We start from the raw sequence: 16,043 nt of genomic DNA, 5'->3' as shown, positions 1-16,043 counted from the left end.
GGAAAATAAAGCGACAACCACAAAAATTAGAAAAACAATTTTCGTGGTTGTCGCCGTATTTCTCGAGGCTAAACACTTCTGTCCCGATTTCATTTATTTCACGTGATTTCAGTGGTCCACTCATTCTTAAAAGAATGTTCCTGTTAGCGAATCATCACTGAAAGGCTTAGATTTGCGCCCACACGCTTTCTAAGATATTTGTTTGGTTTCGGTCAGGACCTACTGAAAATGTTGAAATACGCACGCCTACAAGCTCTGAGATACGTCTTACATAGTTACGTGCATTTTCTGGTAATTCAGCTAGTGTACGACAAGCAGTAATGTCTTCTGACCAACCTGGCAATTCTTCGTAGATTGGTTTGCAACGGTTCAATTCTTTCAAACTCGCTGGATAATGATAGATTCGTTCGCCGTCTAATTCGTATGCTGTACAGATTTTCACTGTTTCTAAACCGCTCAAGACATCGATCGAATTCAATGATAGATTCGTGATACCTGACACACGTTTTGAGTGACGCATCACGACTGTATCAAACCAGCCGACACGACGTGGACGTCCAGTCGTTGTACCATATTCGCGACCGACTTCACGAATTTGTTGACCTGTTTCATCAAACAATTCAGTAGGGAATGGGCCATCTCCCACACGTGATGTGTAAGCTTTACATACACCGACCACTTTATTGATTTTAGAAGGTCCGACCCCACTACCGATCGTTACACCACCAGCCACTGGATTCGATGAGGTAACAAATGGATACGTTCCTTGATCGATATCCAACATCACACCTTGTGCGCCTTCAAATAAAACACGTTTTCCTGCATCTAACGCATCATTTAAGATAACTGATGTATCCGTCACGTACTGTTTGATTTGTTGGCCATATTCGTAGTATTCTTCAAAGATTTCTTCAAAGTCGATTGGCTCTGAATCGAACATCTTCACAAATTGACGGTTTTTATCATCTAAATTCACTCGTAAACGCTCTTCAAAAATTTCTTTATCCAATAAATCGGCTACACGGATACCGACACGAGCGGCTTTGTCCATATAAGCAGGTCCGATCCCTTTGATGGTCGTACCGATTTTATTTTCTCCTTTTGCATCTTCTTGCAATTGGTCTAATTTGATATGATACGGTAAAATCACATGCGCACGATCAGAAATACGTAAATTATCTGTCGTCACATTTTTTTCATGTAAATAAGCCAATTCTTTGACTAAAGATTTCGGATTGACTACCACACCGTTCCCGATCACGCTGATTTTATCTTTGTAAAAAATCCCCGAAGGAATCAAGTGCAGTTTATACGTAACACCATCGAATTTAATTGTGTGTCCCGCATTGTCGCCACCTTGGTACCGTGCGATCACTTCAGCATTTTCACTAAGAAAGTCAGTAATTTTTCCTTTCCCTTCGTCGCCCCATTGTGTACCCACTACTACTACAGATGACATTTGAACACCTCATTTAATATTATTTAATCCTGAATTATTGTAACAATACTTCAAACTTTATTCAACTAAAATCGAATGATATTTAATATATTTTAGAGAAAACGTTTAAAAAGCGAACATTATAATTTGCTACGTTCCATTGGTCACTAACAAGTAGGCGCCTGACCTGACTGAGTTTGAAAAAAACATGTCCGGACATTCGTCCTCTCGCACCACCTAAAATCGAATAAACGGCGGGAATAGAAGTAACCTCTTCGAGAAATAAAGCGCCAGCCACAAAAATTTGAAGAACAATTTTCGTGGCTGGCACCTTATTTCTCGAGGCTAAACACTTCTGTCCCGACCTCGATGTTTGATTTATTCAGATTTATTCGTTCTAATATTCTTCTCGCGGAGAAAGCGAGGAAAATTTATTGTATTCTTTGATAAAGAGCAATTCGACCGTTCCCCTTGCTCCACTCCGGTTTTTTTCAATGATGACTTCGATCACATTATCATTTTGTGGTTCTGGCGCATCGCCATCTTCGCCACCTTCACGTTCATAGTAATCATCACGATATAAGAATGCTACGATATCTGCATCCTGCTCGATCGAACCAGACTCACGGATATCACTTAAGACAGGTCGTTTATCTTGGCGTTGTTCCACTCCACGAGAAAGCTGGGAAAGAGCAATGACGGGAACTTTTAATTCTTTCGCTAGCTTTTTCAATTGACGTGAGATATCGGATACTTCTTGTTGGCGGTTTTCTTTCCCATTTCCTTCGATCAACTGCAAGTAATCGATGAGTATCAAACCTAGATTCCCTTTTTCTTGTGCAAGTTTCCGACATTTTGCTCGTATCTCAGAGATTTTGATCCCTGGTGTATCATCAATGAAGATATTTGCTTTGGATAAACTACCCATCGCAACGATCAAATTGGACCATTCTTCTTCTGAAAGCTGTCCCGTACGTAAGTGACTCGCTTCAATCGAACCTTCCGCACAAAGCATCCGGTTGACTAATGATTCTGCCCCCATCTCTAGACTGAAGATCGCTACGGAACGATCTGTCTTTGTACCGACATTTTGGGCAATATTCAAGGCAAAGGCGGTTTTCCCTACCGCCGGACGTGCAGCCAAAATAATCAGCTCTTCTGCTTGGAAGCCAGCAGTCATTTTATCTAATCCTTGGTAACCAGTTGGCAAACCTGTGATCTCTTCATTGTTTTGCGCGAGTTGGTCAATATTTTCAATCGTAGAATTCAAGACTTCCGCAATGGATAAGAACCCGCTACGATTACGTTTTTCCGATACTTCAAGAATACTACGTTCCGCATCATCTAAGATGGATTGGACTTCTTCTCCTTGTTCAAAACCTCTAGTCACGATCCCTGTTGCTGTTTGGATCAAATTACGGAGTAATGATTTTTCTTCCACGATTTTTGCGTAGTAGACAATGTTTGCTGCCGTTGGTACAGCTAAAGCTAAATCAGATAAGTAACTGACTCCACCAGCATCTTCCAAGAGATTTCGTTGCTCCAAACGATCTTTGACGGTCACGACATCAATCGCTTCACTACGGTCATTCAATTCGATCATGATTTCAAAAATGATTTGATGTCCCCGACGATAAAAATCTTTCGGTTCTATGTACTCCATGGCATCGATGATCGTTTCAGCGTCTAGAAAAACAGAACCTAGAACCGCTTGCTCAGCTTCAATATTTTGCGGTGGAATTCGATCCTGCCACACTTCACTCATATTCTATCGCTCCTTGCTTTCAATTGCTTCATTTTACAAGAAAATGGCAGAAAAGTCATCCCTAAAATGAACATCTGTTCCAAAAGCTCTTCCTTCGAAAATAGACCGCAAAAGTCAAAAATAATCGAAAGCGATTTTTGTCCTCTGCGGCTGATTTATCGAAGTGATTTCGTCACATGTTCTTTTCGTTTATTCAGAGACAACGTGTACCTTGATCGTTGCAGTTACTTCATGGTGTAGTTTCACAGGTACGTTAGTATAGCCTAGCGTACGAATTGGGTTATTCAACTCGATTTTACGTTTGTCTAATTTTACTTTGTATTGCTTATTTAAGCCTTCAGCGATTTGTTTTGATGGAATCGAGCCAAACAAACGGCTATCTTCTCCTGCTTTGGCTTTTAATTCCACGACTGTTTCTTCTTTTTCAAGAAACTCTTTTAATTTTTTGGCTTCTTCAAGAATTTCTGCTTCTTGCTTTTCTTGGGCTTTTTTCTGTCCTTCTAACTGACTGATACTGCTTTTATTTGCTTCTTTTGCCAGATTGTTTTTGATCAAATAATTTTGCGCATAGCCTGTAGGAACTTCCTTGACATCGCCTTTTTTGCCTTTGCCTTTAACATCTTGTAAGAAAATGACTTTCATCTCATCTACTCCTTTTTATATAATTGATTCATATTTTCTTGGATAGCAGCGAGCAGTTGTTGTTTTGCTTCTTCTACAGTCACATTTTCCAGTTGTGTTGCCGCATTGGTGAAATGTCCGCCACCACCTAGGGATTCCATGATCAATTGGACATTGATCGTTCCTGTGCTGCGAGCACTGATACCAACTAAGCCATCCGTCCGTTTTGTAATGACGAAAGCGCCGTTGATATTGACCATTGAGAGCAACGTATCTGCTGTTTTTGCTGCAATAACACTATTATACTCTTTTTCATCCGTCCCTGCTGCCACCACAATATCCTCCGTCACTTGTTCATTGTGGGCGATCAAGTGGCTGATTTCTAAATAAGTGGCTAAATCAGAGCTCAATAAATATTGTACTAAGGATGCGTCCGCACTACAAGTCTTTAAATAGCTTGCAACATCAAACGTACGTGCTGTCGTTCGCACATTGAAGTTATTCGTATCAACGGTCATGCCAGCTAACAACAATGTCGCCTCTAAACGGCTGATCCGATTGGTTCGGCTACTTTGGTATTGGATCAATTCTGTGACTAATTCAGAGGCAGAAGACGCAGAAGATTCAATATACGTTAAGAGCGGTTTGCTTGGAAACTCTTCGCCTCGACGATGATGGTCAATGATCACGATCTTATCAAATTGCTCGTAAAGGCTCTGAGAGATCGATAGCGATGGTTTATGGTAATCGACCATTACGAGTAGATCCTTGGCTTTCTTAAGCTCCATTGCACGTTCTGGCGTAATCAATTGCATCTCCAACTCTGGTTCTTTATGGATTTCTGTTAAACAGCGTTCCACATCTGGAATGATTTCTTTTTCATCGATGACGATATAGGCTTTTTTCTGATTGAAGCGTGCCAGACAACTGACTCCAACGGCTGAACCGATAGCGTCCATATCAGGGAAGCGATGCCCCATAATAAATACATCGCCGGTTTCATCAAAAATTTTGCGTAAAGCTGTACTCATCGCCCGTGAACGAACGCGCGTACGTTTGATGGTCGTTGCTGATTTCCCACCATAGTAAGTAGGTTTCGCTCCTTCACGAACTTCTTTCACCACGACCTGATCCCCACCACGAACCAAAGCGATATCTAAGTTATTTTGAGCTTCGCTACCGATTTCTTCTAGTGTTTGTTGTCCATAGGCAATGCCCATACTAAGGGTCAACGGATGGTTTTGTCTTTCAGCTTCTGCTCGTAAGCGATCTAAAAGATCAAATTTCTTATCCATCATTTTCTTTAAGTCACTCATCTGTCCAAAAAAGAAAAAGCGCTCTGAATTGATTCGTTTAAAAAACACATGATATTCATTCATCCAGTCAGAAATCAGTGTCGTAATGAAGGAATTCAAATAAGAAACTTCTTTTTCATCCAATTTATCGACCGTATCTGCATAGTTATCGATTGAAAGAATACCAATGATTGGCTGGCTATTCACTTGATGGATCTTCAGTAATTGGTTCTGGGTCACGTCAATAAAGTAAACGACCCCTTTCACCGTATCCAATTCAAATTGAAACGTTTTGTCAGCTAAATAGACTTGATTTTTCTTTTTTTCTTTTGCTGAAAAAAAAGTTTCTAACAAGTCTGCTTCCAATAAAGAGCTTTGGTCTTTCACATTCAATGCGAAAGGATTCAGCCAATCAATGGTTTGTGTCGCTGGTTGGTAAGAGATGATTCCGACTGGCATGATCTCAGAAACATAATTCAAATTGGATTCCGCAACTGTGGAAGCTTGTTGGATCTTGTCACGATTCCTTAGAGTCAACCACCGTTTCATCTTTAAACCATAACGAATACAAAATAGATTCACGATCAGGATGAACAACGCACTGATCAATCGAAATGGCATCAATAATACAACCAAAACTTCTGCAAGGATCAATAAAAGAATGAGCAGAGGGCTCGGGCTTACTTTTATTTTTTCTTTATCCATGTCTTTCCTCCCGTAACTGATTAGCCTAATTTTACCATAACTCATGTCATGTAAGCGACTAAACACCTAAATGGAACAAAAAGAGGAAGTCACGACAGTAGTCATAACTTCCTCTGTAATGGTTTGAAACGATTGGGTATTCCTACAGAATCATTCCTAAAGCGAATTATTCTTCGCCAACGAATGGTAGTAATCCCATGATACGTGCGCGTTTGATTGCAATCGTAATTTTACGTTGGTTTTTAGCGCCTGTACCTGTTACACGACGTGGCAAAATTTTGCCGCGTTCTGAGATAAATCTTTTTAGTAATTCGATATCTTTATAATCGATATATTCAATATGGTTAGCAGCGATGTAGTCTACTTTACGACGTTTACGTCCGCCTCTTCTTTGTTGTGCCATTCTATTTCCCTCCTATCAAATTCGTTTAGAATGGTAAATCATCGTCTGAAATGTCGATCGTTGAGCTTGATCCGAATGGATCAGAAGAATCACGATCAAAATCAGGCATACCGTTGGATGATTGAGATGTTTGATTATAGTTATTGTTTCCGCCGTTTCCGCCAAAATTATTTGTCGATTGACCAGTGTCTTGGTAGCCACCGCTTTGTTGACGGTTTTCAGATGCTGCACGACTTTCCAATAATTGGAAGTTTTCAGCAACTACTTCTGTTACGTACACACGTTGTCCTTGTTGATTATCATAAGAACGCGTTTGAATACGACCAGTTACACCTAAAAGAGTTCCTTTATGTGCATAGTTTGCTAGTGTTTCTGCTGATTTTCGCCAAATCACACAATTAATAAAATCCGCCTCACGGTTGCCGTTTTGGCTCGTGAAGTTACGATTGACAGCTAAAGTGAACGTTGCTACAGCAGTGCCACTTGATGTATATCGTAAATCTGGATCTTTTGTCAGACGTCCAACTAGTACAACGTTATTAATCAAAATGGTCATCTCCTCTCATCGTTTGATTGTTCCATGTGAAACAATAATTAAGCTTCTTCTTTTACGATCATGTGACGAACGATATCGTCATTGATTTTAGCAAGACGATCAAACTCGTTGATTGCATCTGCTGATGATGGAGAAGATACTTTAACGATGTGATAGATACCTTCACGGTAACCGTTCATTTCGTATGCTAAACGGCGTTTTTCCCAATCTTTTGATTCGATAACTTCAGCTCCGTTATCTTTCAAGATTGAATCGAAACGTTCGATTAAAGCAGTTTTTGCTTCTTCATCAATGTTTGGACGAATAATATACATGATTTCATATTTCGTGTTTTCCATTGATTTTTCACCTCCCTATGGACTTTCGGCTCTCAGCTTTCCCAAGAGCAAGGAGAGTTTTCTAATAAATTAGACTACTCACAATCCTCAATTATACACGCAACGCACTAAAAAAGCAAGCTGCTGTTCTTTGTTTTCTAAATTTTTCTTTTGAGACGACCAAAAACTCCCAAAGATAGTTTTACCTATTCTTGGGAGTTTTGATTTTAGGACGTTCACTTTTGTTTTACGCCTATTTTCTATTCTTCTGTAGTATCAGTTTCCACATCAACTGTCTCTGCTTCGACAGTCGTTTCTTCCGCAGGTTCTGGTTCTACTGCTGCCATGGTCACTACTTTCGTTTCTGCTTCCATCTTGATCAAGCGCACGCCTAGCGTTGCCCGACCTGTCTGAGAAACCGTTGAAACGTTGAAGCGGATGATGACGCCTTTGTCTGTGATCAACATGATGTCCTCTTCGCCTGTCACCGTCGTCAATCCAGCTAATGGACCATTTTTCTCAGTGATATTCGCAGTTTTGATCCCTTTACCCCCACGTCCTTTGACAGGGTACTCAGAAACCTTGGTACGTTTTCCATAACCTTTTTCTGTGATGATCAAGACTTCATGATCCTCACTCATCAAGGCTGCTCCAACGACGTAATCGTCTTCTCTCAAACGAACCCCACGAACCCCAGAGGCTGTACGTCCCATATCACGAACGGCATCTTCTGCAAAAGTCACAGAATATCCATCGTGTGTACCAATAATGATGTTTGATTTGCCATCAGTCAATAAGACGTTGACCAATTCATCATTTTCTTTCAAACCAATCGCAATCAACCCATTGCTACGGATATTGGCAAAAGCAGTGACAGTCGTACGTTTGACTGTTCCTTGTCGCGTAGTAAAGAACAAGTAATGTCCTTCCTGTGCTTCACCAGTTACTGCGATGATTGCTTGGATCTTCTCACTTGAATCAATGCCAAGTAAGTTGATGATCGGAATCCCTTTTGCTGTACGTCCGTACTCTGGGATCTCGTATCCTTTCGCACGATACACTTTTCCGTTATTGGTAAAGAACAGCAATGTATCATGTGTAGAGCAAGAAACAAGATTTTTCACGAAATCATCGTTATGAACACCCATTCCTTGGATGCCTCGACCCCCACGACGTTGTGCGCGGAATTCGTTGTTGGCTAAACGTTTGATATAGCCATTATTCGTCAATGTGATCACGATTTCTTCTTCTTCGATTAAATCTTCGTCTTCTAAACTCAAGACTTCACCGACCAGTAATTCTGTACGACGTTTGTCGCCAAATCGTTGACTCAATTCAGCAAGTTCGGTTTGGATGATTTCTGTTACCCGTTCAGGGCGAGCAAGAATATCAGCTAAATCTTCAATGAGTTTCAATAATTCTTGGTATTCATTTTCGATTTTTTCTCTTTCCAAACCAGTCAAACGGCGCAAACGCATATCTAAGATTGCTTGCGATTGACGGTCAGAAAGATCGAAGCGTTCGATCATCGCGTTTTTCGCTTCTTCATCTGATTTGGACCCACGAATGATCGCAATGATTTCATCAATATGATCTAAGGCGATTCGTAGTCCTTCTAAGATATGTGCTCTTGCTTCTGCTTTATCCTTTTCAAAGACCGTACGACGTGTAATAACTTCGCGTTGGTGTTCGATATAATTTTCAAGGATCTGCTTCAAGCTTAGAACTTTCGGTACGCCTTTTTCGATCGCTAACATATTGAAACCAAATGAGTTTTGTAAGGATGTCAATTTGTAGAGATTGTTCAAAATAACAGAGGCACTCGCGTCACGACGCACATCGATCACGATACGCATTCCTTCACGAGAAGATTCATCTCTTAGATCCGTGATACCTTCAATTCGTTTGTCACGGTGCAATTCTGAAATTCGCTCAATTAATTTCGCTTTATTGACCATGTATGGCAATTCAGTGACTAAGATCCGCTCTTTTCCATTTGGCATTTCCGTGATTTCTACTTTTGCTCGAACAGTGATTGAACCTTTCCCTGTTTCATACGCTCGACGAATGCCGGATTTCCCCATGACTAATCCGCCTGTAGGAAAATCAGGCCCAGGTAAGACTTCCATCAATTCATTGGTTGTCACATCTGGATTTTCCATCAATAGATCAATCGCTGCTACAACTTCTGTCAGATTATGTGGGGGGATATTCGTCGCCATTCCGACTGCGATCCCTGTCGTACCATTGACTAATAAGTTAGGAAAACGTGCAGGTAAGACAACTGGTTCTTTTTCCGTATCATCATAGTTGCTTTGGAAATCCACCGTATTTTTATTGATATCACGTAACATTTCTGTCGCGATCTTACTCATTCTGGCTTCAGTATAACGCATCGCAGCTGCGCCATCTCCATCAACTGACCCAAAGTTTCCATGACCATCTACTAACATGTAGCGATAGCTAAAAGGCTGCGCCATCCGAACCATTGACTCATAGATCGCACTATCACCATGGGGATGGTATTTACCCATGACGTCCCCCACGATTCTGGCTGATTTCTTGTGTGCTTTGTCTGGTGTGACACCTAGTTCATTCATCCCATATAAAATACGGCGGTGAACTGGTTTTAATCCATCTCTAACATCTGGTAGAGCCCGAGCGACAATGACACTCATGGCGTAATCTATGAAGGAGTCTTTCATTTCGCTGGTTAGATTGACATCATGGATGTTTTCTCTGATTTCTTCACTCATTTTTCTTCCTCCTTCATGATTAAATATCTAGATTTTTAACATAGTGAGCATTTTCTTCAATGAATGCACGACGAGGTTCTACTCGATCACCCATCAACATTTCAAACACTTCATCGGCAGCAATCGCATCATCTACACTGACACGAGCCATCATACGTTTGCTTGGGTCCATCGTCGTTTCCCATAGTTGATGATCATCCATTTCACCAAGCCCTTTGTATCGTTGAACACTTGGTTTTGGTGTTGCTGGTAGTGATTCGATGACTTTTCTCAACTCTTCTTCGGCATTTTTCCCTGGTTGGACATACGTGATTTTCTTTCCTTGTTTAACGCCGTATAGCGGTGGTTGCGCGATATAAACATAACCAGCTTCCACGATTGGGCGCATATAACGATAAAAGAGCGTCAATAGCAACGTACGAATGTGGGCACCATCGACATCGGCATCGGTCATGATGACTAATTTATGGTAACGTGCTTTGGACACGTCGAAATCTTCACCAAACCCTGTACCCATCGCTGTAAACAGTGAGCGAATTTCTTCGTTGGCTAAAATTTTATCCATACTTGCTTTTTCAACGTTCAAGATTTTCCCACGGATCGGTAAAATCGCTTGAAATTCACGGCTTCGTCCTTGTTTTGCTGAACCACCAGCTGAATCTCCTTCGACGATGAACAATTCACTTTTTTCAGGATCATTGCTGGAACAATCGGCTAATTTACCAGGTAGATTACTGATTTCCAATGCCCCTTTTCTCCGCGTCACTTCACGCGCGCGTTTAGCCGCTAAGCGGGCTCTAGAGGCAAGTAGTCCTTTTTCGATAATCTGACGGCCCACACTTGGGTTTTCCAATAAGAATTTCATGAAATGCTCACTGAACAAACGATCAGTGACCGTACGTACTTCTGAGTTTCCTAATTTTGTTTTCGTTTGTCCTTCAAACTGAGGATCTGGATGCTTGATCGAAATGACTGCTGTCAAGCCTTCACGCACATCTTCACCTGTCAAATTATCATCATTTTCTTTCATCAATTTTTGCTTGCGTGCATAATCATTGATGACCCGTGTCAAAGCTGTCTTAAATCCTGATTCATGTGTTCCGCCTTCATACGTATGGATATTGTTGGCAAAACTCATGATATTAGAATGATAACCGTCTGTATATTGCATCGAAACTTCGACAGTGATTTCTTGTTGTTCCCCTTCTAAATAAACAGGTTCTGGGAAAATCACTGTTTTGCTCGCATTTAAATATTCGACGTAGCTTTTGATTCCACCGTCATAATGGTATTCTTTCACGACAGGCTTTTCTTCGCGACGATCTTCAATTGAGATTTTCATCCCACGATTCAAGAAAGCCAGCTCACGAATACGAGTCGCTAATTTATTAAAGTCGAAAGTTGTCGTTTCTGTAAAAATTTCTGGGTCTGGGATGAAGTGAACGGTCGTTCCACTTAAATCAGTGTCACCGATGACTTTCAAATCATCGACTACCGCCCCACGACGATATTCTTGGTAATAGATCTTACCATCTTTGTACACTTTGACATCTAATAGTGTCGATAGTGCATTCACAACGGACGAACCAACCCCATGAAGACCACCGGATACTTTGTAGCCGCCACCGCCAAATTTACCACCCGCATGCAAGACAGTAAAAACTGTTTCTACAGCTGGACGACCGGTCTTCGCTTGGATATCGACCGGAATCCCACGACCATCATCGATGACAGTGATACTGTTGTCTTCCTCAATGATGACTTGGATCTTTGTCGCAAATCCTGCCAAGACTTCATCGATCGAATTATCGACGATTTCCCATACTAAGTGGTGAAGTCCTTCTGAACTTGTTGAACCAATGTACATCCCCGGACGTTTCCGAACGGCTTCAAGACCTTCAAGCACTTGAATCTGACTGGCATCATATTCTTTTGCGCGCTCGACTAAACTTCTTTCTTCTGTCATGTATGTTTATTCTCCTTTTATTTCTCCCTGCTGAACATAAAAAATCTCAGGTTCAACAGTCATTTTATTTTTAACGTGATCTAGGGAGGTAGTAGTTAAGAATGTCTGTACTTTCCCTTCAATCGTTTCAAGTAAATGGAGTTGACGTTGGTCGTCTAACTCACTCATTACATCATCCAGTAATAGGATCGGATACTCGCCTGTTTCTTCTTTGATTAAATCGATCTCTGCTAATTTGACACTTAATGCCGTTGTTCGCTGTTGACCTTGAGAACCAAAATTTTGCACGTTTTTTTCATTGACAAAAAAAGAAAGGTCATCTCGATGGGGACCTACAGTCGTTGTCCCTCGAAAGAGATCTTTCTTTTTGTTTTGTTCGAGCAACGTTAAAAATTGTGACTGGATCTCTTGAACTGTCATAGTGTCTAAAGAAGAGAGGGCGGTCACATATTCGATTGCCAACTGTTCTCTTTGATGCGTGATTTGTTGATGTAAAGAATTTGCCCAATATTCTAAACGCTTGATAAACTGCGCTCTTGCCTTTAGTACTTTGCTACCAAATTCTGCTAGTTGTTCAGATAAAATATCAAGATAAAGTAAATCCGTTTGTTTTTTCTCATTCAATTGCTTCAAATATTGATTTCTCTGCTTTAGGACTGCTTGATATTGGACAAGATCGTAAAGATAGATTGGATTGATCTGACCTAATTCCATATCTAAAAATTTGCGTCGGATCTGTGGGCTTCCTTTCACTAAAGAAAGATCTTCAGGAGCAAATAAAATGACATTCAATTGTCCAACATAACTACTCAACTTCTTTTGTTCGATATGATTGATCTTTGTTTTTCGTCCTTTTTTAGACAGTTGGATCTCTAACGGAATCTTAGAGGTTCCTCTGGTGATCTCCCCTTGGATCATCGACTGCTCATCGTTCCATCCAATCAACTCTTGTTCACTATTTGTACGATGACTTCTTGTCATTGCAAGCACATAAATACTTTCCAAAAGATTCGTTTTTCCTTGGGCATTTTCTCCTAAAAAAATCACGAGGTTTTTGGAAAAATCAATTTGCAATTCTTGATAGTTTCGATAATTTTTGAGGTGCAGCTTATTCAGCCTCATTATCGTTATTCCCTTTTTTTACCATAAAAAAAGTTCCTGCTTCTGGAACTTCGATCATCATACCGGGATAAAGCTTTCGTCCACGACGATTTTCTGGCTCGCCATCAACCAAAACCGTGTTTTCTGCTAAATACCATTTTGCTTGTCCACCACTGCCGATGACTGTGACTTCTTTCAGCATTTGACCCAACGTCATAAACTCAGTTTTTAGAATGACTTGTTGTTTCACTCTTCATCCCTCATTTTCATTATTAAAAGTATACTTTATTATACCCTTTTTTTCGCAAGAAAACAAATTTATCCATATATTTTTCCATATGAGCGGATTTAAATGAAAAAAGGTGATTTGAACAAAAAGAAACAGAAAGCCTTAAAATTGATTTTAGGGCCTTCTGTTTAAAATGGTTTATTTTTCAGTTTATTTTCAATTAGTATTTTAGTTTGTGCGTACTGGAGTGATCAATTGGATGAATTGTACCCCATCTTCCGTTGGTTCTAACGTAAATGGACGAATGGCAGAAATGAATTTTACTTTGATACTCATATCGCCAAATGCACGCAAAGCAGCTTTCATATAGTCCGGATTAAAGGAAATATCCAGCGGATCACCGGTGCTAGTCGTATAGTTCAAGCTTTCTTCTACTTTTCCGATTTCAGGAGAATTACCGTATAGAACAACAGAATCAGGCTGGATCGACAAACGAACGATATTGTTGCGTCCTTCATGTGAGAGCAAAGAGGCACGCTCGATCGCTGCTAAAAAGCTTGGGACAGAAAATTCAACTTCGGTATTGAAACTTGAAGGAATCAAACGATTCGTATCGGGATAATTCCCTTCTAACAAGCGTGAATAAAAATACATATTTTCAGTTTTGAACAATACTTGGTTTTCCATAATACTGATTTCTACGATTTCTTCTTCATTTGTCAATGAACGTGATAATTCAGTCAAACTTTTTCCAGGAATCACGATATCGAATTGATCAGCTGATTGTTCGATCGGGATCACTCGTTGACTCAAACGATGTGAGTCAGTTGCTACTGCTAATAACGAGTTGTCTTTCAAAATGAAATGAACACCTGTAAGGATTGGGCGACTTTCATGTTGAGAAACAGCAAACACTGTTTCATTGATCAATTTGGTCAATACATGTACAGGCAATTTCATCTGGTTGTGACTCTCTACAACAGGAAGATGAGGGTAATTATCCGCATCTAACCCATTCACTAAGAAATTCGCTTTCCCTGAAGTAATGGCCACTTGTTTGTTTTCTAACACTTCTAGCGTAAAGGTTTCTTCGGGCAATCGACGAATGATTTCACTGAAGAAGCGAGCTTGTAGAACAATGGCTCCTGTTGCTTCAATTTGCATTTGCGCTTTTTCATTTTCAACAGATAGAAACGTCTCAATTGAAATATCTGCATTACTACCTGTTAAAGTCAGTCCTTCTTGATTGAGGGTGATTTTAACCCCTGTCAAAATAGGAATTGTCGTTTTACTTGAAATCGCACGCTGAACAGTTTGCAATTCTTGCATAAATGTTGCGCGGTTTAAGGTTACTTTCATTGTAGATCTCCTTTGCCATATATTTATTTTATTATTAGTAAATAAAGTAATAAAAGTATTAGGTACTGTTGATACTGTGGAAAACTATAAAAATGCCAGAAGAGAAAAGAAAAAACAGCTGTGGAAAATATGTGTATAACTTTTGAATGATTTCTAATTTTATCCACAAGGTGTTTTTCTTTCTATCAAGCATCTTTTTAGTTTAATAGGAAATTTTTGATTTCTGATACTTCATTTTGCATGCTGACACTTGAATCGATCAGCTGCTGGATTTTTTCGTGCGCATGGATGACAGTTGTGTGATCTTTTCCACCAAATTCAGCGCCGATTTTAGGAAGAGAGCTATCGGTTAATTCCCGCGCCAAGTACATAGCGATTTGACGAGGAACAACGATCGATTTGACGCGTTTCTTTCCTTTTAGATCCTTTAATTGAATATGGTAATACTTTGCAACTTCTTCTTGGATCTGCAAAATCGAGAGTTGCGGGTGACCTTTGCCAGATTTCAATGTCTTTAAAGCATCAGCAGCTAAACTAGTTGATATATCTTCACTGTTCATCGTAGCAAATGCTTGAACACGTACAAGAGCGCCTTCTAGTTCACGAATGTTGGAATCGATTTGTCCCGCAATATAACTTAAAGTATCATCAGGGATTTCTAGGCGTTCTGCTGCGGCTTTTTTTCTCAAAATAGCTGTTCTTGTTTCAAGGTCAGGTGGCGTGATATCTACTGAAAGTCCCCAAGCAAAGCGAGAAACGAGACGTTCCTGCAATTTTGGGATTTCGTTTGGTAAACGATCACTCGTTAGGACGATTTGTTTTCCTTCATTGTAGAGCGCATTGAAGGTATGGAAAAATTCTTCTTGAGTTGCTTCTTTTTCAGCAAAAAATTGAATATCATCGACTAATAGTAAGTCGACATTTCGATATTCTTGGCGAAATTCTTCGGCCGTTTTATTTTGGATCGAATTGATAAAATCATTGGCAAACGTCTCACTGCTTACATATTTGACCTTCGCATTTGGTTGACTTAACAACATTTGATGACCAATCGCGTGCATCAAGTGAGTCTTACCAAGTCCGACCCCACCGTAGAAGAACAATGGATTATAGATCGAACCAGGATCTTCAGCGACGACCAAGGCAGCGGCATGAGCCATCTGGTTACCTTTTCCGATTACAAATGTATCGAAGGTATACTTAGGATTCAACATCGCTTTTTTGATTGGTGTGATTGGGGGAACTTTCATTGTTTTGATTTCTTCAACTTCTTCTTGTTCCGCTTCTTCACCGGTCACAAAACGTGGAATGATTTCTTTTCCCGTTAACATGTAGCCGACCTCAACAATCTTTGTTGCGAGATTTTTTTCCCAATATTCCTTATGGATCTTGCTTGGAACAGTCACCACTAATTGGCTTTGTTCTAAGGATTTAGGTTGTGCTGTCTCGATCCAAGTATTGTAACTTGCTGGAGACAGTTCTTTTTGATAAGTCGTTTTTAATTCAGTCCATAAAGCATCGAGGGATACCAT

Annotated in this window: 13 protein-coding genes; all 13 read right to left on the bottom strand. The window is 40.2% G+C overall.

Going from position 1 to position 16,043, the window contains the following annotated elements:
- Positions 1-166: 166 nt before the first annotated feature.
- The gene (locus tag IGK77_RS00065; protein WP_071867650.1) at positions 167-1,459 is read right to left on the bottom strand and encodes an adenylosuccinate synthase; all 1,293 of its coding nucleotides are present in this window, start codon (positions 1,457-1,459) and stop codon (positions 167-169) included.
- Positions 1,460-1,835: 376 nt separating this feature from the next.
- Positions 1,836-3,203, bottom strand: a complete 1,368-nt coding sequence (gene dnaB, locus IGK77_RS00060; protein ID WP_010734552.1) for a replicative DNA helicase — start codon at positions 3,201-3,203, stop codon at positions 1,836-1,838.
- Between the two features lie 189 nt (positions 3,204-3,392).
- The gene (gene rplI / locus IGK77_RS00055; protein WP_010734553.1) at positions 3,393-3,845 is read right to left on the bottom strand and encodes a 50S ribosomal protein L9; all 453 of its coding nucleotides are present in this window, start codon (positions 3,843-3,845) and stop codon (positions 3,393-3,395) included.
- Between the two features lie 5 nt (positions 3,846-3,850).
- Positions 3,851-5,824, bottom strand: coding sequence for a DHH family phosphoesterase (locus IGK77_RS00050; protein WP_074801123.1), 1,974 nt, complete (start codon positions 5,822-5,824; stop codon positions 3,851-3,853).
- A 166-nt stretch (positions 5,825-5,990) separates the two neighbouring features.
- Positions 5,991-6,227 (bottom strand): 30S ribosomal protein S18, encoded by a 237-nt coding sequence (rpsR, locus tag IGK77_RS00045; RefSeq protein ID WP_010734555.1) that lies wholly within the window; start codon positions 6,225-6,227, stop codon positions 5,991-5,993.
- Between the two features lie 25 nt (positions 6,228-6,252).
- On the bottom strand, positions 6,253-6,774 hold the full coding sequence (ssb, locus tag IGK77_RS00040) for a single-stranded DNA-binding protein (protein ID WP_010734556.1): 522 nt from the start codon (positions 6,772-6,774) through the stop codon (positions 6,253-6,255).
- 47 nt (positions 6,775-6,821) lie between these two features.
- Positions 6,822-7,121 carry a 30S ribosomal protein S6 gene (gene rpsF, locus IGK77_RS00035; protein ID WP_019723039.1) on the bottom strand — a complete coding sequence of 100 codons (300 nt, stop codon included), beginning with the start codon at positions 7,119-7,121 and terminating at the stop codon, positions 6,822-6,824.
- Between the two features lie 239 nt (positions 7,122-7,360).
- Positions 7,361-9,856: a DNA gyrase subunit A gene (gyrA, locus tag IGK77_RS00030; protein ID WP_074801125.1), complete on the bottom strand. Its 2,496-nt coding sequence runs from the start codon at positions 9,854-9,856 to the stop codon at positions 7,361-7,363.
- A gap of 19 nt (positions 9,857-9,875) precedes the next feature.
- On the bottom strand, positions 9,876-11,822 hold the full coding sequence (gene gyrB, locus IGK77_RS00025; protein WP_071867653.1) for a DNA topoisomerase (ATP-hydrolyzing) subunit B: 1,947 nt from the start codon (positions 11,820-11,822) through the stop codon (positions 9,876-9,878).
- Positions 11,823-11,828: 6 nt separating this feature from the next.
- A complete protein-coding gene (recF, locus tag IGK77_RS00020; protein ID WP_071867654.1) occupies positions 11,829-12,944 on the bottom strand; it encodes a DNA replication/repair protein RecF in 1,116 nt (371 codons plus the stop codon).
- Complete coding sequence (gene yaaA / locus IGK77_RS00015; protein ID WP_019723041.1) at positions 12,931-13,173, bottom strand: S4 domain-containing protein YaaA; 243 nt, start codon at positions 13,171-13,173, stop codon at positions 12,931-12,933. The genes recF and yaaA overlap by 14 nt, the downstream gene beginning before the upstream one ends.
- 207 nt (positions 13,174-13,380) lie before the next feature.
- On the bottom strand, positions 13,381-14,511 hold the full coding sequence (gene dnaN / locus IGK77_RS00010) for a DNA polymerase III subunit beta (RefSeq protein WP_019723042.1): 1,131 nt from the start codon (positions 14,509-14,511) through the stop codon (positions 13,381-13,383).
- A gap of 197 nt (positions 14,512-14,708) precedes the next feature.
- Positions 14,709-16,043 (bottom strand): chromosomal replication initiator protein DnaA (gene dnaA / locus IGK77_RS00005; RefSeq protein WP_023518857.1); only part of this gene is annotated, 1,335 nt, incomplete at its 5' end.

The organism is Enterococcus sp. DIV0806c (assembly GCF_051710905.1).
GTDB lineage: Bacteria > Bacillota > Bacilli > Lactobacillales > Enterococcaceae > Enterococcus_B > Enterococcus_B mundtii.
Note: the sequence above shows the minus strand (reverse complement) of the source record. Positions and strands in the feature narration are given on the sequence as shown.

Coding starts and splice junctions, on each gene's coding strand:
- IGK77_RS00065 (WP_071867650.1), bottom strand. CDS start 1,459: ATGTCATCTGTAGTAGTAGTGGGTACACAATGGGGCGACGAAGGGAAA.
- dnaB (WP_010734552.1), bottom strand. CDS start 3,203: ATGAGTGAAGTGTGGCAGGATCGAATTCCACCGCAAAATATTGAAGCT.
- rplI (WP_010734553.1), bottom strand. CDS start 3,845: ATGAAAGTCATTTTCTTACAAGATGTTAAAGGCAAAGGCAAAAAAGGC.
- IGK77_RS00050 (WP_074801123.1), bottom strand. CDS start 5,824: ATGGATAAAGAAAAAATAAAAGTAAGCCCGAGCCCTCTGCTCATTCTT.
- rpsR (WP_010734555.1), bottom strand. CDS start 6,227: ATGGCACAACAAAGAAGAGGCGGACGTAAACGTCGTAAAGTAGACTAC.
- rpsF (WP_019723039.1), bottom strand. CDS start 7,121: ATGGAAAACACGAAATATGAAATCATGTATATTATTCGTCCAAACATT.
- gyrA (WP_074801125.1), bottom strand. CDS start 9,856: ATGAGTGAAGAAATCAGAGAAAACATCCATGATGTCAATCTAACCAGC.
- gyrB (WP_071867653.1), bottom strand. CDS start 11,822: ATGACAGAAGAAAGAAGTTTAGTCGAGCGCGCAAAAGAATATGATGCC.
- recF (WP_071867654.1), bottom strand. CDS start 12,944: ATGAGGCTGAATAAGCTGCACCTCAAAAATTATCGAAACTATCAAGAA.
- dnaN (WP_019723042.1), bottom strand. CDS start 14,511: ATGAAAGTAACCTTAAACCGCGCAACATTTATGCAAGAATTGCAAACT.